At 71.4% G+C, this 20,174-nt stretch carries 19 protein-coding genes and 5 tRNA genes; 6 read left to right on the forward strand and 18 right to left on the reverse strand.

Annotated features, from left to right (window positions below; genetic code table 11):
* Nucleotides 1-308 precede the first annotated feature (308 nt).
* A complete protein-coding gene (gene thiD, locus ELQ39_RS08445) occupies nt 309-1,121 on the reverse strand; it encodes a bifunctional hydroxymethylpyrimidine kinase/phosphomethylpyrimidine kinase (protein WP_190005337.1) in 813 nt (270 codons plus the stop codon).
* Nucleotides 1,118-2,083 carry a thiamine-phosphate kinase gene (locus ELQ39_RS08450; RefSeq protein WP_225641968.1) on the reverse strand — a complete coding sequence of 322 codons (966 nt, stop codon included), beginning with the start codon at nt 2,081-2,083 and terminating at the stop codon, nt 1,118-1,120. The genes thiD and ELQ39_RS08450 overlap by 4 nt, the downstream gene beginning before the upstream one ends.
* A gap of 206 nt (nt 2,084-2,289) precedes the next feature.
* Here ELQ39_RS08450 and ELQ39_RS08455 point away from each other — a divergent pair, with 206 nt between their 5' ends.
* Both ELQ39_RS08455 and ELQ39_RS08460 read left to right on the forward strand, forming a co-directional pair.
* Entirely contained in the window at nt 2,290-2,523 is a 234-nt protein-coding gene (locus tag ELQ39_RS08455; protein WP_004983019.1) for an Lrp/AsnC family transcriptional regulator, read from the forward strand.
* Nucleotides 2,524-2,543: 20 nt separating this feature from the next.
* Complete coding sequence (locus ELQ39_RS08460; protein WP_190005335.1) at nt 2,544-3,044, forward strand: DUF3515 domain-containing protein; 501 nt, start codon at nt 2,544-2,546, stop codon at nt 3,042-3,044.
* 19 nt (nt 3,045-3,063) lie between these two features.
* Here ELQ39_RS08460 and ELQ39_RS08465 read toward each other — a convergent pair whose 3' ends face one another.
* The 3 genes from ELQ39_RS08465 to ELQ39_RS08475 all read right to left on the reverse strand — a co-directional run bounded on the left by ELQ39_RS08465 (nt 3,064) and on the right by ELQ39_RS08475 (nt 6,120).
* A complete protein-coding gene (locus ELQ39_RS08465; RefSeq protein ID WP_242591542.1) occupies nt 3,064-4,221 on the reverse strand; it encodes a D-alanine--D-alanine ligase family protein in 1,158 nt (385 codons plus the stop codon).
* 82 nt (nt 4,222-4,303) lie between these two features.
* The gene (locus tag ELQ39_RS08470; protein ID WP_190005333.1) at nt 4,304-5,314 is read right to left on the reverse strand and encodes an NAD(P)H-dependent glycerol-3-phosphate dehydrogenase; all 1,011 of its coding nucleotides are present in this window, start codon (nt 5,312-5,314) and stop codon (nt 4,304-4,306) included.
* Nucleotides 5,311-6,120, reverse strand: coding sequence for a lysophospholipid acyltransferase family protein (locus ELQ39_RS08475; RefSeq protein ID WP_242591543.1), 810 nt, complete (start codon nt 6,118-6,120; stop codon nt 5,311-5,313). The genes ELQ39_RS08470 and ELQ39_RS08475 overlap by 4 nt, the downstream gene beginning before the upstream one ends.
* Nucleotides 6,121-6,295: 175 nt before the next feature.
* On the opposite strand from ELQ39_RS08475, the gene cofC reads away from it, so the two are divergent.
* Both cofC and ELQ39_RS08485 read left to right on the forward strand, forming a co-directional pair.
* Nucleotides 6,296-6,934: a 2-phospho-L-lactate guanylyltransferase gene (gene cofC, locus ELQ39_RS08480; RefSeq protein WP_242591544.1), complete on the forward strand. Its 639-nt coding sequence runs from the start codon at nt 6,296-6,298 to the stop codon at nt 6,932-6,934.
* A 10-nt stretch (nt 6,935-6,944) separates the two neighbouring features.
* Nucleotides 6,945-7,148 carry a hypothetical protein gene (locus ELQ39_RS08485; protein ID WP_031024169.1) on the forward strand — a complete coding sequence of 68 codons (204 nt, stop codon included), beginning with the start codon at nt 6,945-6,947 and terminating at the stop codon, nt 7,146-7,148.
* Between the two features lie 100 nt (nt 7,149-7,248).
* Here ELQ39_RS08485 and ELQ39_RS08490 read toward each other — a convergent pair whose 3' ends face one another.
* The 4 genes from ELQ39_RS08490 to leuC all read right to left on the reverse strand — a co-directional run bounded on the left by ELQ39_RS08490 (nt 7,249) and on the right by leuC (nt 10,554).
* Nucleotides 7,249-7,887: an HU family DNA-binding protein gene (locus tag ELQ39_RS08490; protein WP_031024168.1), complete on the reverse strand. Its 639-nt coding sequence runs from the start codon at nt 7,885-7,887 to the stop codon at nt 7,249-7,251.
* Nucleotides 7,888-8,022: 135 nt separating this feature from the next.
* Nucleotides 8,023-8,253: a hypothetical protein gene (locus ELQ39_RS08495; RefSeq protein ID WP_031024167.1), complete on the reverse strand. Its 231-nt coding sequence runs from the start codon at nt 8,251-8,253 to the stop codon at nt 8,023-8,025.
* 273 nt (nt 8,254-8,526) lie between these two features.
* Nucleotides 8,527-9,120, reverse strand: a complete 594-nt coding sequence (leuD, locus tag ELQ39_RS08500) for a 3-isopropylmalate dehydratase small subunit (RefSeq protein ID WP_163086736.1) — start codon at nt 9,118-9,120, stop codon at nt 8,527-8,529.
* A gap of 6 nt (nt 9,121-9,126) precedes the next feature.
* Entirely contained in the window at nt 9,127-10,554 is a 1,428-nt protein-coding gene (gene leuC / locus ELQ39_RS08505) for a 3-isopropylmalate dehydratase large subunit (RefSeq protein ID WP_190005329.1), read from the reverse strand.
* Between the two features lie 193 nt (nt 10,555-10,747).
* Here leuC and ndgR point away from each other — a divergent pair, with 193 nt between their 5' ends.
* Nucleotides 10,748-11,461 carry an IclR family transcriptional regulator NdgR gene (gene ndgR / locus ELQ39_RS08510; RefSeq protein ID WP_006130487.1) on the forward strand — a complete coding sequence of 238 codons (714 nt, stop codon included), beginning with the start codon at nt 10,748-10,750 and terminating at the stop codon, nt 11,459-11,461.
* Nucleotides 11,462-11,805: 344 nt separating this feature from the next.
* On the opposite strand, the gene ELQ39_RS08515 is transcribed toward ndgR, so the two are convergent.
* The 9 genes from ELQ39_RS08515 to ELQ39_RS08555 all read right to left on the reverse strand — a co-directional run bounded on the left by ELQ39_RS08515 (nt 11,806) and on the right by ELQ39_RS08555 (nt 15,890).
* Nucleotides 11,806-11,878: transfer RNA gene (locus ELQ39_RS08515), tRNA-Glu, on the reverse strand.
* Nucleotides 11,879-11,906: 28 nt separating this feature from the next.
* Nucleotides 11,907-11,978: transfer RNA gene (locus tag ELQ39_RS08520), tRNA-Gln, on the reverse strand.
* A 21-nt stretch (nt 11,979-11,999) separates the two neighbouring features.
* Nucleotides 12,000-12,072, reverse strand: a tRNA-Glu gene (locus ELQ39_RS08525).
* Between the two features lie 87 nt (nt 12,073-12,159).
* Nucleotides 12,160-12,232 (reverse strand) — tRNA-Glu (locus tag ELQ39_RS08530).
* Between the two features lie 39 nt (nt 12,233-12,271).
* Nucleotides 12,272-12,343: transfer RNA gene (locus tag ELQ39_RS08535), tRNA-Gln, on the reverse strand.
* A gap of 91 nt (nt 12,344-12,434) precedes the next feature.
* Nucleotides 12,435-13,166: an HAD family hydrolase gene (locus tag ELQ39_RS08540; protein ID WP_242591545.1), complete on the reverse strand. Its 732-nt coding sequence runs from the start codon at nt 13,164-13,166 to the stop codon at nt 12,435-12,437.
* A 99-nt stretch (nt 13,167-13,265) separates the two neighbouring features.
* Nucleotides 13,266-14,750: a glutamate--tRNA ligase gene (gene gltX, locus ELQ39_RS08545; RefSeq protein ID WP_190005327.1), complete on the reverse strand. Its 1,485-nt coding sequence runs from the start codon at nt 14,748-14,750 to the stop codon at nt 13,266-13,268.
* Complete coding sequence (locus tag ELQ39_RS08550) at nt 14,743-15,528, reverse strand: fumarylacetoacetate hydrolase family protein (protein WP_225641965.1); 786 nt, start codon at nt 15,526-15,528, stop codon at nt 14,743-14,745. Before ELQ39_RS08550 ends, gltX begins: the two co-directional genes overlap by 8 nt.
* Nucleotides 15,529-15,701: 173 nt before the next feature.
* Nucleotides 15,702-15,890 (reverse strand): hypothetical protein, encoded by a 189-nt coding sequence (locus ELQ39_RS08555; RefSeq protein ID WP_225629395.1) that lies wholly within the window; start codon nt 15,888-15,890, stop codon nt 15,702-15,704.
* 605 nt (nt 15,891-16,495) lie between these two features.
* On the opposite strand from ELQ39_RS08555, the gene ELQ39_RS08560 reads away from it, so the two are divergent.
* Complete coding sequence (locus tag ELQ39_RS08560; RefSeq protein WP_242591546.1) at nt 16,496-20,170, forward strand: sensor histidine kinase; 3,675 nt, start codon at nt 16,496-16,498, stop codon at nt 20,168-20,170.
* Nucleotides 20,171-20,174 lie beyond the last annotated feature (4 nt).

The following is a 20,174-nucleotide window of genomic DNA, read 5'->3' on the forward strand; positions in this document are numbered from 1 at the left end:
GGCCTGACGGCCGGGTGACCGACGTGGGCTCGACCGCTCCAGCACCTCGGCACGCGGCGGGGACTTGGCGGCCTGGTGAACGACGTGCACCCGATCGCTCGCGCGCCCAGCGCACGGCACGGCCTGGCGGTCGGGCGAACCGCGGCGCCCCTGAGCGGTAGGCGCGGGGGCGTGGACAGCCCTTGCGGAAATTCCGGTCGCGCGGACCGGTGCGCCGCCCGGCGGCGCGGTTCGGCTTCCGCCTGCCAGGCCGGCGCGGCACGACGGGGGCCCGGGTCGCGGGAGCGACAGGCGACTCCCCCGCCCCGCTAGACCTCCCCGCGTCGCAGCGCCCACCCGTGATCCACCGGACCGATGCCCCCGCCCAGGGCGAAGCCGGATGCCAGCGCCCCGGTGACGTAGGCCTTCGCCGCGCTCACCGCCTCCGGGACCGTGTGCCCCCGGGCGAGGTGGGAGGCGATGGCGGAGGCCAGGGTGCACCCGGTGCCGTGGGTGTGGCGGTTGTCGTGGCGGGGGGCGCGGAGCCAGTGTTCCTCCGTACCGTCCGTGAGGAGGTCGACGGCCTCCTCCGACTCGCCGCCGGCGAGGTGCCCGCCCTTGATCACCACCCAGCGCGGGCCGAACTCCAGCACGGCTGCCGCGGCCCGCCGCATGTCCGGCTCGGAGGCCACGCGCACACCGGTGAGTTGCGCGACCTCGTCCAGGTTCGGGGTGACCACGGTCGCCGCCGGCAGCAGCTTGGTGCGGACGGAGTCCAGCGCCGACGCGGCCAGCAGCGAATCGCCGTGCTTGGAGACGCCCACCGGGTCGACGACCGTCGGCGCGTCCGTGCCCGCCAGCAAGTCGGCGACGGTCCCGACGAGTTCGGCCGAGGACAGCATGCCGGTCTTGACCGCCTGCACGCCGATGTCGTCGACCACGCTGCGGTACTGGGCGCGCACCGCCTCCACCGGCAGTTCCCAGGCGCCCTGCACGCCGAGGGAGTTCTGCGCGGTCACCGCGGTGAGCACGCTCATGCCGTGCACGCCGAGCGCCAGCATGGTCTTCAGGTCGGCCTGGATGCCCGCTCCCCCGCCGGAGTCGGAGCCGGCCACCGTCAGCACCCGGGGCGGCGCGCTCATGACTCGATGTCCCCGAAGTGGTCCCAGCCGCCCTGGCTGGTCCAGGGCGCCCCGTCCACCGTCACCTGCGGCAGCGCGGACGGGTTGAGCACCTCCCCGATGACCTTCCAGCGGGCGGGCAGCTTCACGTCCGGCGGGAAGGTGGCCACGATCGCGTGGTCCTCGCCGCCGGTCAGCACCCACTGCATGGGGTCGACGCCGACGGCCTGCCCGATGTCGTTCATCTGCGAGGGGATGTCGATCGCGCCGGAGCGGACGTCGATGCGGACCTTGCTGGCCTCGGCGATGTGCCCGAGGTCGGCGATCAGTCCGTCGCTGACGTCGCACATGGCGGTCGCGCCCAGGCCGGCGGCGGCCGGACCCGCGTGGTACGGCGGCTCGGGGCGCCGGTGCGCCTCGACGAAGGCGCGCGGGGAGCGGAAGCCGCGGGAGAGCACCGCGTGCCCGGCCGCGGACCAGCCGAGCCAGCCGGTCACCGCGACGATGTCGCCGGGCTGCGCCCCGCCCCGCGTGACGGGTTCCTGGTTGCGCAGGTCGCCGAGCGCGGTGATGGACACCGTGATCGCGTCACCGCGGACGACGTCCCCGCCGACGACCGCCGCGCCGGCCACCTGGCACTCGTCGCGCAGGCCGTCCATGAGTTCGCTGGGCCAGGTCACCGGCAGTTCGGCGGGCACGACCAGGCCGAGCAGCAGCGCGGTCGGCACGGCGCCCATCGCGGCGATGTCGGCGAGGTTCTGGGCGGCGGCCTTGCGGCCGACGTCGTAGGCCGTGGACCAGTCGCGGCGGAAGTGGCGCCCCTCCACCAGGACGTCGGTGCTGGCCACGACCCGCCGGTCGGGCGCGGAGACCACCGCGGCGTCGTCGCCGGGGCCGACCCGGACCGCCGGGGTGGTGGTGAGACGGGAGGTGAGCTCCCTGATGAGCCCGAACTCCCCGAGCTCACCAACAGTGCCCTTCATTTCCCTTACGCCCCTTCTATCCCTGTCCGTGCCCGGTCGCGGGTCGTCCGAGTCCTCGCTACGGTCGAACCGACCGTCAACATCTCCCGTGCCGGTACCCCGGCGCGGGGGTCCCGGTTCCCGCAGGTCTCCCCGCGACGAGCGGCGACGCGATACCGTGGCGTTCCTTTTCCCCACATGATCCTCGTGGCCGCCCTGGAGGTTCCGTGGTACAGGCGTACATCCTGATCCAGACGGAGGTCGGCAAGGCGTCGACCGTCGCCGATCTGATCGGCAAGATCCCTGGAGTCGTCCAGGCCGAGGACGTGACGGGTCCCTACGACGTCATCGTGCGCGCCCAGGCCGACACCGTCGACGACCTGGGACGCATGGTCGTCGCCAAGGTCCAGCAGGTGGACGGCATCACCCGCACCCTGACCTGCCCGGTGGTGCATCTGTAGCCCCCGTCTACCCTGTCCCGGTGAACTCCTTCCGTCACCGGCACGCCGTTTGCTCCGCCCTCGCGGTGCTGATCACCGTCGCGGGCTGCTCCTCGGCAGACGACAGCGTGTCCGCGGCGGTTCCCAGCCCGGACGCGAAGGTCACCGAGCTGTGTCAGAACCTGGACGAGGTCCTGCCGGCGACGGTGGACGGTGAGAGCCGCGACGACCCCGAACCCGCGTCCGAACTGACCGCGGGCTGGGGCGGCGTGGCGATCATACTGCGGTGCGGTGTCGGGCGGCCGCCGAAGATGACGGATCCCGAGGTGGCCAACGGTCAGGACGCCGACGCGGTGCCCGGCGGCGTCAACGGCGTCGACTGGCTGATGGAGCGGCGGGGCGACGGCGTCCAGCGCTTCACCACCGCCAACCGCGAGGCGTACGTAGAGGTCGAGGTGGCCGACGGGCGGGACAGCACGGGTGTGCTGATCGACCTGGCCCCGGCCGTGAAGAAGGCGATCCCCGAAGGGATCGCCTCCTGACACGCGCGCGGGGTCCGGCTCAGCGCAGTCCGGTGGACCGGCGCAGAGCCGCCTGGATCAGCAGGTCGACGAGGTCCTGGTAGCTCACGCCGGTCGCCTGCCACATCTGCGGGTACATCGAGATGGGCGTGAAGCCGGGCATGGTGTTGATCTCGTTGATCACGAACTCGCCGTCCTCGGTGAGGAAGAAGTCCGCCCGGACCAGGCCTTCGCAGGAGGCCGCGTCGAACGCCTCGACCGCGAGCCGGCGCACCTCGGCCGTCTCCTCGTCGGTCAGCGGCGCCGGCACGACGCCGGGCGTGGAGTCGATGTACTTCGCCTCGAAGTCGTAGTACGCGTGCGCGTCCGGCGGGGGGATCTCGGCGGGCAGCGAGGCACGCGGACCGTCCTCGAACTCCAGCACGCCGCACTCGATCTCGCGTCCGCGCAGCGCCGCCTCGACGAGGATCTTCGGGTCGTGGCGCTGGGCCTCGGCGATGGCGTCGTCCAGGCCGGAGAGGTCGTCGACCTTGGTGATGCCGATGGACGAGCCGGCCCGGGCGGGCTTCACGAACAGCGGCCAGCCGTGCTCACCGGCGAAGTCCACGATCCGCTTGCGGGCGGCGGCCTCGTCCCGCGCCCATTCGCGCGGCCGGATCACCAGGTACGGGCCCACCTTGAGCCCGAAGGAGGTGAACACCCGCTTCATGTACTCCTTGTCCTGGCCGACGGCCGAGGAGAGCACACCGGAGCCCACGTAGGGGATGCCGGAGAGTTCGAGCAGGCCCTGGAGGGTGCCGTCCTCCCCGTAGGGGCCGTGGAGCACCGGGAAGACCACGTCGACCTCACCGAGTGCCTTGGGCACCGATCCCGGCTCGCTGTATACGACTTCGCGGTCCGCAGGGTCGACGGGGAGCACCACCGCGCCCTCCGTGGACTCGGCCAGCTGGTCGACGCTGGGGGTGCGGCGCTCGGTGATCGCCATGCGTTCCGGTTCGTCGGCGGTGAGCGCCCACCGGCCGTCCTGGGCGATGCCGATCGGCAGGACGTCGTACCTGGTCCGGTCGATGGCCTTGAGGACGGCGCCGGCGGTGACCACGGAGATCCCGTGCTCGGAGCTGCGCCCGCCGAACACGACGGCCACACGCGGCTTGCGCGACGGCGAGTCGGGGCTCTGGGGGAGGTTCTCGGTGCTCATATCGCGACGAGCGTACCCGCTGCCGGAGCCGGGATACAGCGCCCGCAACGCCGTGCGTGGGCCGAACGGAGGGGGCCGTCGCTCAGCGTCGCTCGGGCTTGGCGCTGCGCGACATCAGCTCCTTCAGGGCCACCTGAGGGGGCTTGCCCTCGTGCACGATCCCGACGACCGTCTCGGTGAGCGGCATGTCGACGCCGTGCCGGCGGGCCAGGTCCAGCACCGATTCACAGGACTTGACGCCCTCGGCGGTCTGTTTGGTGACCGCGATGGTCTCCTGCAGGGTCAGCCCCTTGCCGAGGTTGGTGCCGAAGGTGTGGTTGCGGGACAGCGGCGAGGAGCAGGTGGCCACCAGGTCGCCCAGGCCCGCGAGTCCGGAGAAGGTCAGCGGGTCGGCGCCCAGCGCGACGCCGAGCCGGGTGGTCTCGGCGAGGCCGCGGGTGATGAGCGAGCCCTTGGTGTTGTCGCCGAGCCCCATGCCGTCCGCGATGCCGACGGCCAGCCCGATGACGTTCTTCACCGCGCCGCCCAGCTCGCAGCCGATGACGTCGGTGTTGGTGTACGGCCGGAAGTACGGGGTGTGGCAGGCGGTCTGGAGCCGCCGGGCGACCTCTTCGTCGGTGCAGGCGACGACGGCGGCGGCCGGCATCCGGGCGGCGATCTCGCGGGCCAGGTTGGGGCCGGTCACCACGGCGATCCGCTCCCGGCCGACCTTGGCGACGTCCTCGATGACCTCGCTCATGCGCATCGCGGAGCCGAGTTCGACGCCCTTCATCAGGGACACCAGCACCGTGCGCGGCGCGAGCAGGTCCCGCCACTGCGCGAGGTTGCCGCGCAGCGTCTGCGAGGGCACGGCGAGGACGGTGAAGTCGGCGGCGCGCGCGGCCTCGGCGGCGTCCGAGGTGGCCCGCAGGCTGTCGGGGAGTTCGACCCCGGGCAGGTAGTCGGGGTTGGTGCGGGTGGAGTTGATCGCCTCGGCGAGTTCGGGGCGGCGTCCCCACAGCACGACGTCGCAGCCCGCGTCGGCGAGGACCATGCCGAAGGCCGTCCCCCACGATCCGGTGCCGAAGACGGCCGCCTTGACCGGCTTGCTCACGTGCCCAGCCCCTCTTCGCGTGCTTCCCGGACGGCGGCGCGCTCGCCGCGGGTCCGGTCCTGCCCGTTGCGCTGCGCGCGCGTCCGGCGGCGCTGCTCCATCCGCTCCACGCGCGGGTCGTAGGGCGTCTCGGGGGCCTTCTCGCCGCGGATCTCCTCCAGCAGGCGGGTCACGGCGGCCATGATCGCCTCGGTGGCCTCCCTGAGGAGTTCCGGCGTCATCTCCCGGTCGTAGAAGCGCGACAGGTCGACCGGCGGGCCGGCCAGCACCCTGCTGGTCTTGCGCGGGAACAGCCGCGGCTTCCTGGCGTACGGCGGGAGCAGTTCGTTGGCGCCCCACTGGGCGACCGGGATCACCGGGCACTTGGTCTGCAGCGCGACGCGCGCGGCGCCGGTCTTGCCGGTCATGGGCCAGCCGTCCGGGTCCCGGGTGAGGGTGCCCTCGGGATAGAAGGCGACGCACTCGCCGCGCTCCACGGCGTCGATGGCGGCGCGGAAGGCGCTCAGCGCGTCCGTGCTCTCGCGGTAGACGGGGATCTGCCCGGTGCCGCGCATCGCGGCGCCGACGAATCCCTTGTTGAAAAGCCCGCTCTTCGCGAGGAATCGCGGAACACGGCCGGTGTTGTACTGGAAGTGCGCGTAGGCCAAAGGATCGATGTGCGAATTGTGGTTCACCGCGGTGATGAATCCACCCTCGGCCGGAATGTTCTCCATTCCGCGCCAGTCCCGCTTGAGCAGTACCACCAGCGGCGGTTTGCAGATCACCGCGGCGAAGCGGTACCAGAAGCCGATTCTGCGGCGCGGCACGAGTACACCTTCCTCTTACGGACGACAGGCCCAGGTCCCGGCCCCCTCAAGGCCGGGCGGGCCGCACAAGTGTCGCCCCGGGCCGCCGGTCTGTCGAGAACACCGTACGCCCGGTCCCGCGGCCGTCGGCCGCCCCGGGGGACAATGGCCGTGACAAGAGAGGGACGCAACACTCGTGCAGTGGACCTTGGTGGTACCCCTGAAGCCCCTGCCGCAGGCCAAGAGCAGGCTGGCGGACACCGCGGACGACGGTCTGCGGCCGGGTCTGGCCCTGGCGTTCGCGCAGGACACGGTGGCCGCCGCGCTCGGCTGTCCGGCGGTGCGGGATGTGGTGGTCGTCACCAACGACGCCCTGGCCGCGCGCGAGCTGGCGGCGCTGGGCGCCGGGACCGTCCCCGACCTTCCGCGGGCCGGGCTCAACGCCGCGCTCGCCCATGCGGCGACGGTGGTGGGCGCCGCCCGCCGCGCGGCCTCGGTGGCGGCGCTGAACGCGGATCTGCCGGCGCTGCGCCCTTCCGAACTGGCCCGGGTCCTGGACGCGGCGGCGGAATTCCCGCGGTCCTTTCTCGCGGATTCCGCGGGACTCGGCACGACTCTTCTCGCCGCGAGCCGCGGCCGTGAACTGCGTCCGCAATTCGGCGTCGGTTCGCGCGCCAGGCACCGGGCGTCCGGTGCCGTGGAGCTCACGCTCGACGCGGTCGACTCCGTGCGCCAGGACGTGGACACCGGAGGGGATCTGCGGGCCGCGCTCGCGCTGGGCGTCGGTCCCCGCACGGCCGCGGCCGCCGCGCGGCTGCCCGCCGGGCAGCAGTAGGCTGCCTCACATGCAGGCCACCGCGTACACCTACGACCCCGACAGCCGCAGCGGTCAGGTGCTGCTGGACGACGGCACCCCGGTCCCCTTCGACGCCGCGGCGTTCGACGCGGGGGGCCTGCGGCTGCTGCGTCCCGGGCAGCGGGTGCGGCTGGAGACGGAGGGCGAGGGCGCGTCCCTGCGGATCACGCTGGTGACGCTGCAGACGTTCTGACGGGCGCCGGCGGACCCGGACACACCGCGGGCCGGGCTCCCGGGGGAGTCCGGCCCGACACATGAGTACCGCTTGCCCGAAGGGGGAGACGAGGCGTCCGCTACTTCTTGCGGGCGGTGGTCTTCTTCGCGGTGGTCTTGCGCGCGGTCGACTTCTTGGCGGGGGCCTTCGTGGCCGTCGCCTTCTTCGCCGGGGCCTTCTTCGCCGTGGTCTTCTTCGCGGCGGTGCTCTTGGCCGCGGCCGTCGACTTGGCGGGGGCCTTCTTCGCCGCGGTCTTGCTCGCCGTGGTCTTGGCGGTGGCCTTCTTGGCCGTGGTCTTCTTCGCGGCCGTCTTCTTGGCGGTGGCGGCCTTCTTCGCCGTGGTCTTCTTGGCCGCGGCCTTCTTCACCGTCGCCGAAGCGCCGCCGGTGAGGCTGCCCTTGGGGGCCTTCTTCACGGCGACCTCGCCGCCGCGCGGCAGCTTCTTCGAGCCGCTGACCAGGTCTTTGAAGCCCTGACCGGCGCGGAAACGCGGGACGGAGGTCTTCTTGACCCGAACCCGCTCGCCCGTCTGCGGGTTGCGGGCGTAGCGGGCGGGGCGGTCGACCTTCTCGAACGAACCGAAGCCGGTGACCGAGACCCGCTCCCCCGCGACGACCGCGCGGACGATGGCGTCCAGTACGTGGTCGACGGCGTCGGCGGCCTGCTGGCGGCCGCCCACCTTGTCGGCAATCGCTTCTACGAGCTGCGCCTTGTTCACGTCTTCCCCTTCGGAGACATCGCCAGAACGAATGTGTTCAAGCTTTTCGCACGTTAGGCAGATATATACCGCAAATCAAACACGAAACGGGCTAATCACCCTTGTGCCGCAACGAACTCGGCCGTCTCGACCGGTTCAGCGTTCCTCGTCGGGGATCCGCCCCTCGTCGAGGTCCGCCATGAACCGCTCCAGACCCCTTGCCGCACCGGCGAGATCATGTTTGGCCGCGGCCGTAATGACCAACAGCTTCCGGGTCAGCGCCATACGTACGCCCTCCGGGACTTGCAGTGCGCGCACCCTTGAGTGCGCTTCCTTGAGCCGGACCGCGACCGCCGTATAGAGCTGGAGTTGGCCGTCGTGTTCCATGCACAGATTGTGCCATCTGGGGCGAGTTGTCGCCTGCGCAGGGGGCAACTGCCGCGCCGGACGGCCGTCCGCGCACACCCGGGATCCACGGGCACGTGACACGTGTACCCCGACAACCACCTTCTTAACGTGGCAAGTTGGCGGCTCTCAAGACGGCACGCGGAGCCGAACGGGTACGAAGACGCCCGTACCCCCGATCGGTCCGATCGGGGGTACGGGCGGAGTGACGCGGTGGCCGAAAGTCGACCTCTGCCGAAGACTTCGGCGCGAGGGTCAGGCCGTGAGGGTCCGCGGCTTGAAGGACGGGCGCTTCGCCTCGTACGCGGCGATGTCCGCCTCGTTCTGCAGCGTGATGGAGATGTCGTCGAGGCCGTTCAGCAGCCGCCAGCGGGAGTTCTCGTCCAGCTCGAAGGGGGCGTTGACGCCCTCGGCGCGCACTTCGCGGGCCTCGAGGTCGACGGTGATCTCGGCGGTGGGGTCGGCCTCGGTGAGCTCCCACAGGGCGTCGACGATCTTCTGGTCGAGGACGACCGTCAGCAGGCCGTTCTTCAGCGAGTTGCCACGGAAGATGTCGGCGAAGCGGGAGGAGATCACGGCCTTGAAGCCGTAGTTCTGCAGCGCCCAGACGGCGTGCTCACGGGAGGAGCCGGTGCCGAAGTCGGGGCCGGCCACCAGGACCGTGGCGCCCTCGCGCTCGGGCCGGTTGAGCACGAACTCGGGGTCCTTGCGCCAGGCCTCGAAGAGCCCGTCCTCGAACCCGTCCCGCGTGACTTTCTTGAGCCAGTGGGCCGGGATGATCTGGTCGGTGTCGACGTTGCTGCGGCGCAGCGGGACGGCCCGGCCGGTGTGGGTGGTGAATGCTTCCATGGCTGATCAGACTCCAGCGGGCGTGCGGTCGGCGGCGGCGAGGTCGGCCGGGGAGGCCAGGTGGCCGAGGACCGCGGTGGCCGCGGCGACCTGCGGGGACACCAGGTGCGTCCGGCCGCCCTTGCCCTGCCGGCCCTCGAAGTTGCGGTTGGAGGTGGAGGCGGAGCGCTCACCGGGGGCGAGCTGGTCCGGGTTCATGCCCAGGCACATCGAGCAGCCCGCGTGCCGCCACTCGGCGCCGGCCTCCTTGAAGACCACGTCCAGTCCCTCGGAGACGGCCTGCAGACCCACCCGCGCGGAGCCGGGGACGACCAGCATCCGTACGCCGTCGGCGACTTTGCGGCCCTTGATGACGTCCGCGGCGGCGCGCAGGTCCTCGATACGGCCGTTGGTGCAGGAACCTACGAAGACGGTGTCCACCTTGATGGAGCTCAGCGGCTGCCCGGCCTCCAACCCCATGTATTCGAGGGCCTTTTCGGCGGCGAGGCGCTCCGAGGCGTCCTCGTACGAGGCGGGGTCGGGGACCGACGCGGAGAGCGGGGCGCCCTGGCCCGGGTTGGTGCCCCAGGTGACGAACGGCGACAGCTCGGAGGCCTCGATGACGACCTCGGCGTCGAACTCGGCGTCGTCGTCGGACTTCAGCGTCTTCCAGTAGGCGACGGCCGCGTCCCAGTCCTCGCCCTTCGGGGCGTGCGGACGGCCCTCGAGGTACGCGAACGTCGTCTCGTCGGGGGCGATCATGCCCGCGCGGGCGCCGGCCTCGATCGACATGTTGCAGATGGTCATCCGGGCCTCCATCGAGAGCTTCTCGATGGCCTCGCCGCGGTACTCCAGGACGTAGCCCTGGCCGCCGCCCGTGCCGATCTTCGCGATGATCGCCAGGATCAGGTCCTTGGCGGTGACGCCCTCGGGCAGCTCGCCGTTGACCGTGATCGCCATGGTCTTGGGGCGGGCCATCGGCAGCGTCTGGGTCGCCAGGACGTGCTCGACCTGGGAGGTGCCGATACCGAAGGCCAGTCCGCCGAAGGCGCCGTGGGTGGAGGTGTGCGAGTCGCCGCACACCACCGTCATGCCGGGCTGGGTCAGGCCGAGCTGCGGGCCGACGACGTGCACGACGCCCTGCTCGACGTCGCCCAGCGGGTGCAGCCGGACGCCGAACTCGGCGCAGTTCTTGCGCAGCGTCTCCAGCTGGACCCGGGAGACCGGGTCGGCGATGGGCTTGTCGATGTCGAGGGTCGGGGTGTTGTGGTCCTCGGTCGCGATGGTGAGGTCGAGACGGCGCACCCGGCGGCCGTTCTTGCGGAGGCCGTCGAAGGCCTGGGGGCTGGTCACCTCGTGCAGCAGGTGCAGATCGATGAAGAGGAGGTCGGGCTCGCCCTCGGCGCGCCGGACGACGTGGTCGTCCCAGACCTTCTCCGCGAGTGTCCTACCCATCGCTTTCCCTCCGGCCGGCACGTTGCCCTCCGGCCCAACTAGAGATCTGTGAGACGGCGCCCGCGCCCCTGACACCGGGCGTCCGCCGTCAGGCCCGGTGGTCCACGGGCCGCGTTGCTTCGTGCTTCAAGAGTGGCGGGTTCCACGAGAAATTGAACTTGCGTTTCACAGAGTGAGACGCAAGTATCGTTGCATGGACAACAGTAGCGGCGTCGGCGTTCTGGACAAGGCAGCACTCGTCCTGAGCGCCCTGGAGTCCGGCCCGGCCACCCTCGCGGGGTTGGTCGGTGCCACCGGACTGGCACGACCCACGGCCCACCGTCTCGCGGTGGCGCTGGAGCACCACCGCATGGTGGCGCGTGACATGCAGGGGCGGTTCATCCTCGGCCCGCGCCTGGCCGAACTGGCCGCGGCCGCGGGCGAGGACCGGCTGCTCGCCACGGCGGGCCCGGTGCTGACCCACCTGCGCGACGTGACGGGCGAGAGCGCCCAGCTCTACCGCCGCCAGGGCGACATGCGTATCTGCGTCGCCGCGGCGGAGCGCCTGTCCGGACTGCGGGACACGGTACCGGTGGGCTCCACGCTCACCATGAAGGCCGGCTCGTCGGCGCAGATCCTCATGGCCTGGGAGGAGCCCGAGCGGCTGCACCGTGGTCTGCAGGGCGCCCGTTTCACGGCGACCGCCCTCTCCGGCGTACGGCGGCGCGGCTGGGCCCAGTCGATCGGTGAGCGCGAGCCGGGCGTGGCGTCCGTCTCGGCGCCGGTGCGCGGCCCGTCGAACCGTGTGGTGGCCGCCGTCTCGGTCTCCGGCCCCATCGAGCGTCTGACGCGCCACCCGGGCCGGATGCACGCCCAGGCCGTCATCGACGCCGCCGCCCGCCTCTCCGAGGCGCTCCGGCGCTCCTGAACGTCCCCCGTCCACCGCACCCGCCCCGCGGGAACGGGTCCGCCTCAACGCCGCGGCGAACCCCTCCCCCGCCTCACGCGCCGTCGGCCACCGCCGACGGCGCAGTGCTTTCCGCCGCTTCCGGCCGCGCGGGCCGATCCGGCCGGTATGCGAACCGGTCCTTGACGACCCACGACGAGCCGAAGCGGCAGGTGGAGGTGGCCGTGGCGTCCGCGGTGCCGTTCGAGCCGGTGCTGCGCGCTGCACCGGTCGGCGCAGGAGGAGGAAGAGTCGGCCCGGCCGTACGGCATCGAGTGACCGACGGCACGAAAGCCCTCCACCGAGGTGGAGGGCTTTCGAAGATGTACCCCCGACCGGATTCGAACCGGCGCTACCGCCTTGAGAGGGCGGCGTGCTAGGCCGCTACACAACGGGGGCGTGGACCCTGCGTTTCCGCAGGTCCGAGCTGGTCTACCTGGACTCGAACCAAGACTAACTGAACCAGAATCAGTCGTGCTGCCAATTACACCATAGACCAATGATGGTTTAGACCAGTCAGTACCCCCGACCGGATTCGAACCGGCGCTACCGCCTTGAGAGGGCGGCGTGCTAGGCCGCTACACAACGGGGGCCCTAGCGATCCTCACCCGGCCGTAGCCGGATGTTGTCACCGTGTGGTCAGCGGGAGCTACCCTGACTGTCCTCGCGGGAAGGATCTGTACCCCCGACCGGATTCGAACCGGCGCTACTGCCTTGAGAGGGCAGCGTGCTAGGCCGCTACACAACGGGGGCTTGCGGATGTGATCCGCGGGTGCAGATGAGCTCTGCGAGCTGGCCTACCTGGACTCGAACCAAGACTAACTGAACCAGAATCAGTCGTGCTGCCAATTACACCATAGGCCACTGGAACGCAAGCCCCGGAGGGGATCTCGTTCTAGTTCTGCGCTTCGGGGCTCCGGCCTTCCGGCCCGCTCCCCGCGGCGCAGGAAGAACATTACCTGAAGGACGACGACGCTCCAAAACGAGTATCGCCACGCAGCAGGGAGGGCAGTTCTTCGAGGGACGCGATGCGGCGCGGACCGGCCGGCGGTTCGAGGGTGGCGTGGGCGTCGGCGCGGTCGATCCACACCGAGAGCAGCCCGGCCTCCGCGGCGCCCCGGCCGTCGATCTCCGGGTGGTCGCCGACGTAGGCGACCTGCTCCGGGGGCAGCGCGAGGGCGTCGCAGGCGGCCAGGAAGGCGCCGGGCTCCGGCTTGGAGACGCCCAGCTCGGCGGCGCACAGGATCGCCTCGAAGCGGTCGTGCACGCCGAGCACCCGCAGCTTGCGGTCCTGCACGTGCAGGCTGGAGTTGGAGAGCACGGCGTGGCGGTGGCTGGCGGCGAGGGCGTCCAGCACGGGGAGCACGTCGGGGAACAGGCTCCAGGCGGACTCGTAGTGGACCAGGTAGCGCTCGAACCACTCGTCCGCCTCGGCGTCGGTCAGCTCACGCCCGAGGAACACCCGGGTGCGGTCGCGGCGCTGGGTCTCGAAGTCGACCTCGCCTGCGGCGAACCGCGCCCACTGCTGGTCGGTGATCTCCCGCCAGCGCGCCAGCGCCTCCTCCACGGAGCCGTACCCCGCGAGCAGTCCCTCGGCGACGAGATGGGCGCGCATGCCCTCACGGTCGGCGGAGGTGTAGTCGAACAGCGTGTCATCGACGTCCCAGACCACGGCGCGGATGTCCATGCCACCGACGGTACCGGGACGGGCCGGAGGGCACCGGGGAACGCCGAGGGGCGGCCCCCGGACATCTCCGGGAGCCGCCCCTGCACGGCGGGTGCGCGGTCAGCCGGCGAGCCTCGCCAGGGCCGCGTCGATCCGGGCCAGGGACTTCTCCTTGCCCAGCACCTCGAGGGACTCGAAGAGCGGCAGGCCGACCGTGCGGCCGGTGACGGCGACACGGACCGGGGCCTGGGCCTTGCCGAGCTTGAGGCCGTGGGCCTCGCCGGCGGCCAGGACGGCCTCCTTCAGCGACTCGGCGGAGGTCCAGTCGGCGGCCGCCAGGTTCTCCCGGGCGGTGCGCAGCAGGGCGTCGGAGCCCTCCTTCATCGCCTTGTTCCAGGACGCCTCGTCGAAGACCGGCTCCGGCAGGAACAGGAAGTCGACGTTGTCGGTGATCTCGGAGAGCACCTTGAGGCGGGTCTGCGCGTGCGGGGCGACGGCCTGCCACTTGGTCTCGTCGAAGGCCTCCGGCGCCCAGGGGGCGTGGGGCGCCTGCAGCCAGGGGCGGCAGCGCTCGGCGAAGTCCTTCACGTCGAGCATGCGGATGTGGTCGGCGTTGATCGCCTCGCACTTCTTGAGGTCGAAGCGCGCCGGGTTGGGGTTGACGTCGGTGACGTCGAAGGCGGCCACCATCTCGTCGATCGAGAAGACGTCCTGGTCGGCGGAGAGTGACCAGCCGAGCAGCGACAGGTAGTTGAGCAGGCCCTCGGGCAGGAAGCCCCGCTCGCGGTAGAGGTTGAGCGAGGACTGCGGGTCGCGCTTGGAGAGCTTCTTGTTGCCCTCGCCCATCACGTACGGCAGGTGGCCGAAGACGGGGATCTCCTTGGCGACGCCCAGCTCGATCAGCGCCTTGTACAGCGCGATCTGGCGCGGGGTGGAGGAGAGCAGGTCCTCGCCGCGCAGAACGTGGGTGATCTCCATCAGGGCGTCGTCGACCGGGTTGACCAGCGTGTACAGCGGGGCACCGTTGGCGCGCACGATGCCGTAGTCCGGCACGTTCTCCGGCAGGTAGGTGATCTCGCCGCGGACCAGGTCGGTGAAGGTGATCGGCTCGTCCGGCATCCGGAAGCGGACGATCGGCTCGCGGCCCTGCGCCTTGTACTCCTCGACCTGGGCGGCGGTGAGCTCGCGGCAGTGGCCGTCGTAGCCGGACGGCCTGCCGGCGGCGCGGGCGGCCTCGCGGCGGGTGTCCAGCTCCTCCTGGGAGCAGTAGCAGTGGTAGGCGTGACCGCCGTCGAGGAGCTTGCGCGCGACGTCCTGGTAGATGTCCATGCGCTGCGACTGACGGTACGGCGCGTGCGGGCCGCCGACCTCGGGACCCTCGTCCCAGTCGAAGCCCAGCCAGCGCATGGAGTCCAGCAGCTGGTTGTAGGACTCCTCGGAGTCGCGGGCCGCGTCGGTGTCCTCGATGCGGAAGACCAGGGTGCCGCCGTGGTGCTTGGCGAACGCCCAGTTGAACAGGGCGGTGCGGACCAGGCCCACGTGGGGGTTACCGGTGGGCGAGGGGCAGAAACGGACGCGTACGGAGGAGCCGGATGCGCTAGCCACGCTTGACAACCTTGTTGGTGAGAGTGCCGATGCCTTCGATGGTGACGGCGACCTCGTCGCCGACGTGGAGGGGGCCGACCCCAGCCGGGGTGCCCGTGAGGATGACGTCGCCCGGGAGCAGGGTCATGGCCTCGGAGATGTTGACGATCAGGTCCTCGATGGAGTGGATCATCTCGCTGGTGCGGCCGAGCTGACGCTGGCCGCCGTTGACCGTGAGCTGGATCGTCAGGTCCTGCGCGGCGGCGATGTCGAGGTCCGTCTCCACCCAGGGGCCGAGCGGACAGGAGGTGTCGAAGCCCTTGGCCCGGGCCCACTGCTTCTCACGCTTCTGGACGTCGCGCGCGGTGACGTCGTTGGCGCAGGTGTAGCCGAAGATCACGTCCTTGACGCGTTCGCGCGGGACCTCACGGCAGAGCCGGCCGATGACCACGGCGAGCTCGGCCTCGTGGTGCACGTCCTGCGAGAAGGAGGGGTACTGGATCTCGTCGCCGGGGCCGACGACCGAGGTGGCGGGCTTGAAGAAGGCGAAGGGGGCGTCGGGCACCTCGTTGCCCATCTCCTTCGCGTGGTCCGCGTAGTTGCGCCCGAAGGCCACCACCTTGTTGGGGAGCACCGGGGGCAGCAGCCTGACCTTGCTCAACGGGACCTTGGTACCGGAGAGCTCGAAGTCCGCGAACGGGATGCCCTTGATGATGTCCAGGACGAGCTCGTCCTGCTTCTCGCCCTCGACCGCGCCGAAGGCGACGTTCCCGTCGATGGAGAATCTGGCGATGCGCACGGGATGCTGGTCCCCTTGACTGAAGCGGCTGGAGTCTGACGCTCCAGGCTAACGCGCAGGGGTCCCGGCCCGGCGCACCGACGAGGGGCGCCCCACCTCGGCCGGTGGGGCGCCCCTCGTCGGTGCGCGGCACGCGTTGAGCGTTTCGCGGCGGCCGCGCGTATGGACCTGTGTCAGTTCGCGGCGCCTGCCGTGACCGGGATCTCCATGAGGACGGTGCGCTTGGGGTTGGCTGTCTGGGCCGGGAGTTCGACGGGGTGCTCCTGCTGGACCGGCTTCTGCAGATCGTCGGCACCGTCGAGGTGCGCGAGCGTGGTGCGCCGCGGGTTGGCGATCTTGTGGAACATCGTCGTCGTCTTCACTGTTTACTTGACCCTGTCCTGTGCACGGGCGCCCGGAGGTCCGGGAAGAACCCCGGACGGGCGCGGGTTGTCAGTTCTGCCGTCCTTGTAAAGCGTCAGGCTAAACATTCGATTCCCGGCGGCTTGGGGCGGGGAGCGGTGATCTCGGTGTGAGTTTGCTCACGATCTGATTGACATTCCGGGCATCCCGGGCGCGCACGACGACGACCGGAATCGGACATTGACCCCCTGAAGCGACCATTCCGCTCCTGATCATGCCGACTGGGACACCGTCCCACCCTCGCCGGTCCGGACCGGTATGCCCTAAATGAACAAGATCCCGTTCTACGTCCGGTGATACGCCGGACACGGGGTGTCATGTATGTCACGGGTAAGCCCACGGGCCTTGTTGGAGATCCGGCACTGTGCTGGAATCTCACGGACCGCCGCAGGGATCGAGCCGGCGCACAGGGGGCGCGACCACGCGCCGAGTGGCGGCGAGATGGGGGAACCGGCGCCGGACAATCACGACCACCACGGGGGCGTATTCAGGGCGCCCCTATGACGCCGACACCGTGCCTCTCCGTTCACGCGGAGGGGCGCCTGGTTCAGAGGTTGCGACGCTAGTGCAGGGACGTTTCAAGAGGGATGGCAGCGCTTCGGCGGAGCCGGAGCCGCAGGGCGGGACTGGCCCCAAGGCCGTCAGCTCCTCGCCCCAGCACGCCCAGAGCCAGGGGCCGACCCCGCCCGGCGGCGGTGAGCGCCCCGGCGCGCCGTCCGCACCTCCGGCCACCCCGCCGGCCGCCCCCGCCGGCCCGGTCGGCCCGGGTTCGCGAATAGCCCTGCGCAACTGGCGGATCTCGACCCGTCTGGTGTCGCTGCTCGCGCTGCCGGTGGTCGCGGCCACCTCGCTCGGCGCGCTGCGTATCCAGCAGTCGATGGACGACATCCAGCAGCTCGACAACATGAAGCTGCTGACGGACATGACCAAGCAGGCCACCGAGCTGGCGCACGCGCTCCAGGAGGAGCGCGACCAGTCGGCCGGTCCGCTCGCGCACGGCGGCAAGGGCACGGACTTCTCGGTCAAGGGCTACCGCGAGAAGACCGACCGCGCGATGTCGAACTTCCTCGACAGCTCCGAGGAGATCGACTCGGCGAGCAAGGACGGCAACCTCAAGGGCGTCCGCGACAACCTCGTCCAGCTGGCCGGCGACCTGAGCGAGCTCGCCAAGATCCGCAACACGGCGTTCCAGCAGGAGAACAACTCCACGCAGACCGTCGAGGGCTACCACCGCCTGATCGAGAACCTGATCGACCTCTCGCAGGACATGGCGGAGGCGACCAGCAACCCCGACATGATCCAGCGCACGCGTGCCCTGGCGTCCTTCTCCTCCGCCAAGGAGTACGCGTCGGTCCAGCGCGCCGTCCTGGCCGCGGCCCTGCCCGCCAGCAACACCACCAAGGGCAAGCTCAACGAGAACGACCGGCTCTACGCGCAGTCCGCCCTGGAGAGCCAGAAGTCCGAGCTCCGCGCCTTCAAGAGCATCTACGGCGAGGACCCCGCCGCCGAGCTGCTGCTGCCCATCGAAGAGGGCAACACCACGATCAAGGCGACCGACGAGTACGCCGGCCGGGCGCTGGCCTCCGAGTTCGGTCTGCAGTCGGTGGGCGCGCGCTCCTACCGTGACTGGCTGGACGACAGCTCCACCAAGATCCAGCAGATGAAGAACATCGAGCTCTCGCTGCTCGAGGAGATGGAACAGAAGGCCCGTGAGCTGCGCAGCGCCACCGAGCGCGACGCGATCATCTCCGGTGCGCTGATCCTCCTCGTGCTCGGTGTGTCCCTTGTCGGCGCCTTCGTCGTGGCCCGGTCCATGATCCGGTCGCTGCGCCGCCTGGAGGAGACCGCGACCAAGGTCGCCCAGGAGCGCCTGCCCGACCTGGTCAAGCAGCTCTCCGAGTCGGACCCGCAGGACGTCGACACCACCGTCGAGTCGGTCGGTGTGCACTCCCGGGACGAGATCGGCCGTGTGGCCGCGGCGTTCGACGACGTGCACCGCGAGGCGGTCCGCCTCGCCGCCGAGCAGGCCCTGCTGCGGGGCAACGTCAACGCGATGTTCACCAACCTCTCGCGCCGCTCCCAGGGTCTGATCCAGCGCCAGCTGTCGCTCATCTCCGAGCTCGAGTCCCGCGAGGCCGACCCGGACCAGCTGTCCTCGCTGTTCAAGCTGGACCACCTCGCGACCCGCATGCGCCGTAACGGTGAGAACCTCCTCGTTCTCGCGGGTGAGGAGCCCGGCCGCCGGTGGACCCGCCCGGTCCCCCTGGTCGACGTGCTCCGTGCCGCCGCCTCCGAGGTGGAGCAGTACGAGCGCATCGAGCTGGCCGCCGTGCCGACCACCGAGGTGGCCGGCCGCGTGGTCAACGACCTCGTGCACCTGCTCGCCGAGCTGCTGGAGAACGCGACCTCGTTCTCCTCCCCGCAGACCAAGGTCAAGGTCACCGGTCACGCCCTGCCCGACGGCCGGGTCCTGATCGAGATCCACGACACCGGTATCGGTCTGTCCCCCGAGGACCTCGCGGCGATCAACGAGCGGCTCGCCTCGCCGCCCACCGTGGACGTCTCCGTCTCCCGCCGCATGGGTCTCTTCGTGGTCGGCCGTCTGTCGCAGCGCCACGGCATCCGCATCCAGCTGCGCCCGTCCGACTCCGGCGGTACGACCGCGCTGGTCATGCTGCCCGTCGACGTCGCCCAGGGCGGCAAGAAGCCGCAGGGCAAGCCCGGTCAGCCGGGTGGCGCGGGCGGTCCGGCCGCAGCGCAGGCCGCCGCGGGCGCCGCCGCCGCGCGGCGCTCCGCCGGGGCCGGCCAGTCCGGCGGCGGTCCGCTCGGCGCGGGTGCGCCCGGCGGGCGCCTCGGGGCCGGCCAGGGCCCGCGGGCCGCGCTGCCCGGGCGGGACGGCTCGGGCCGTCCCGGCGGCCGGGGACCGCAGGGACCGTCGGCGGGCAACCAGACTCCTTCGCTCTTCGACCAGGGCGCTCCTTCCGCTCCCCCGCAGGGCCGTCCCGCTCCGGCGGGCGCCGGCTTCGGACAGCAGCAGGGCCCGAACGCCCCGCAGGCCGCGCCCGGCAACCAGGGCCAGGTGCCGCCGCAGCGGGGCAACGGCCCCGAGCGCGGACGCCGTCCCCAGCTCCCCCCGCGCGGCGGCGACCGTCCCGAACTGCCCGGCGGCGACCAGCAGCAGCGCACGCCGAGCTGGAGCGACGACAACGCCCGGCCGCCGGCGCCGCGCCCCTCGATGGACGCCCCGCGCGGCCACGACGAGCCGGACGTCTCCCGCACCGCCGCGATGCCGCGCTTCGACGACCGTCAGGGTCCCGGCGCCACGGCGGAGATCCCCCGGTTCGACGAACAGCAGCAGGCGCCCGGCCAGGACACCGGCCAGTACGGCCGTCCCGGCGCTCCGGCCACGGGCCAGTTCGTCCGCGGTGACATCTTCGGCGCCCCGCAGGGCGGCCGTCCCGGCGCGCAGAACCCGGCCCACACGGGCCAGTTCCCCTCCGCGCAGGGCTACGACAACGGCACCGGCCAGTACCCGGTCCCGGGCCAGGACAACGGCACCGGCCAGTACGCGGCCCCGGGCCAGGACAACGGCACCGGCCAGTACGCGCTGCCCGGCCGCCCGGGCTCCGACCCGTCGAACACGGGCCAGTTCGAGCGTCCGCGGGTGAACGGCACGCACGGCTCCGGCCCCGTCCCCCCGCGTCCGCAGGCGGTCCCGCAGCAGCAGGAGCAGCGCCAGCCGTCCGACCAGTGGGCGCTGCCCCCGGCCTCCGGCCCGGGCGACGGCCGTACGCCGCTGTACGACACGCTGGAGACCAACTGGTTCCGCGGCGGCCAGGGCGGTGCGCAGGAGCAGGGCAACGGCTCCGCGCCGGCCGCCCCGCAGCAGCAGCCGCAGCAGCAGTCCCCGCAACCGCAGAGCCCGACCGGCTCGCAGCGGTCCAACGCCGCCTGGCGCAGCTCGCCCAACGACGAGCTCGTCAAGCAGGCCGAACGCGTCCGCAAGCCGGCCGCGGGCGGCGTCACCACCTCCGGCCTGCCGCGCCGGGTGCCCAAGGCGAACCTCGTCCCGGGCACGGCTCAGCAGCAGAACCACCAGAGCGGTCCTCAGGTTTCGCGCGCCCCCGATGACGTGCGCGGCCGGCTGACCAATCTCCGTCGGGGTATCGCACAGGGTCGTCAGGCCGGGTCCGCACAGACCGGCAGCTTCCCGCGGCCCACTCACCAGCAGGAGCGTTAGTTGA

Origin of the sequence: Streptomyces sp. GB4-14, from assembly GCF_022696125.1 — a bacterium.
Lineage (GTDB): Bacteria > Actinomycetota > Actinomycetes > Streptomycetales > Streptomycetaceae > Streptomyces > Streptomyces werraensis.

Bases quoted from the DNA above. Each gene is read 5' to 3' on its own strand.
- thiD (WP_190005337.1), bottom strand. From the start codon at position 1,121: ATGAGCGCGCCGCCCCGGGTGCTGACGGTGGCCGGCTCCGACTCCGGC.
- ELQ39_RS08450 (WP_225641968.1), bottom strand. From the start codon at position 2,083: ATGAAGGGCACTGTTGGTGAGCTCGGGGAGTTCGGGCTCATCAGGGAG.
- ELQ39_RS08465 (WP_242591542.1), bottom strand. From the start codon at position 4,221: ATGAGCACCGAGAACCTCCCCCAGAGCCCCGACTCGCCGTCGCGCAAG.
- ELQ39_RS08485 (WP_031024169.1), top strand. From the start codon at position 6,945: ATGCAGGCCACCGCGTACACCTACGACCCCGACAGCCGCAGCGGTCAG.
- ELQ39_RS08495 (WP_031024167.1), bottom strand. From the start codon at position 8,253: ATGGAACACGACGGCCAACTCCAGCTCTATACGGCGGTCGCGGTCCGG.
- leuD (WP_163086736.1), bottom strand. From the start codon at position 9,120: ATGGAAGCATTCACCACCCACACCGGCCGGGCCGTCCCGCTGCGCCGC.
- leuC (WP_190005329.1), bottom strand. From the start codon at position 10,554: ATGGGTAGGACACTCGCGGAGAAGGTCTGGGACGACCACGTCGTCCGG.
- ndgR (WP_006130487.1), top strand. From the start codon at position 10,748: ATGGACAACAGTAGCGGCGTCGGCGTTCTGGACAAGGCAGCACTCGTC.
- ELQ39_RS08540 (WP_242591545.1), bottom strand. From the start codon at position 13,166: ATGGACATCCGCGCCGTGGTCTGGGACGTCGATGACACGCTGTTCGAC.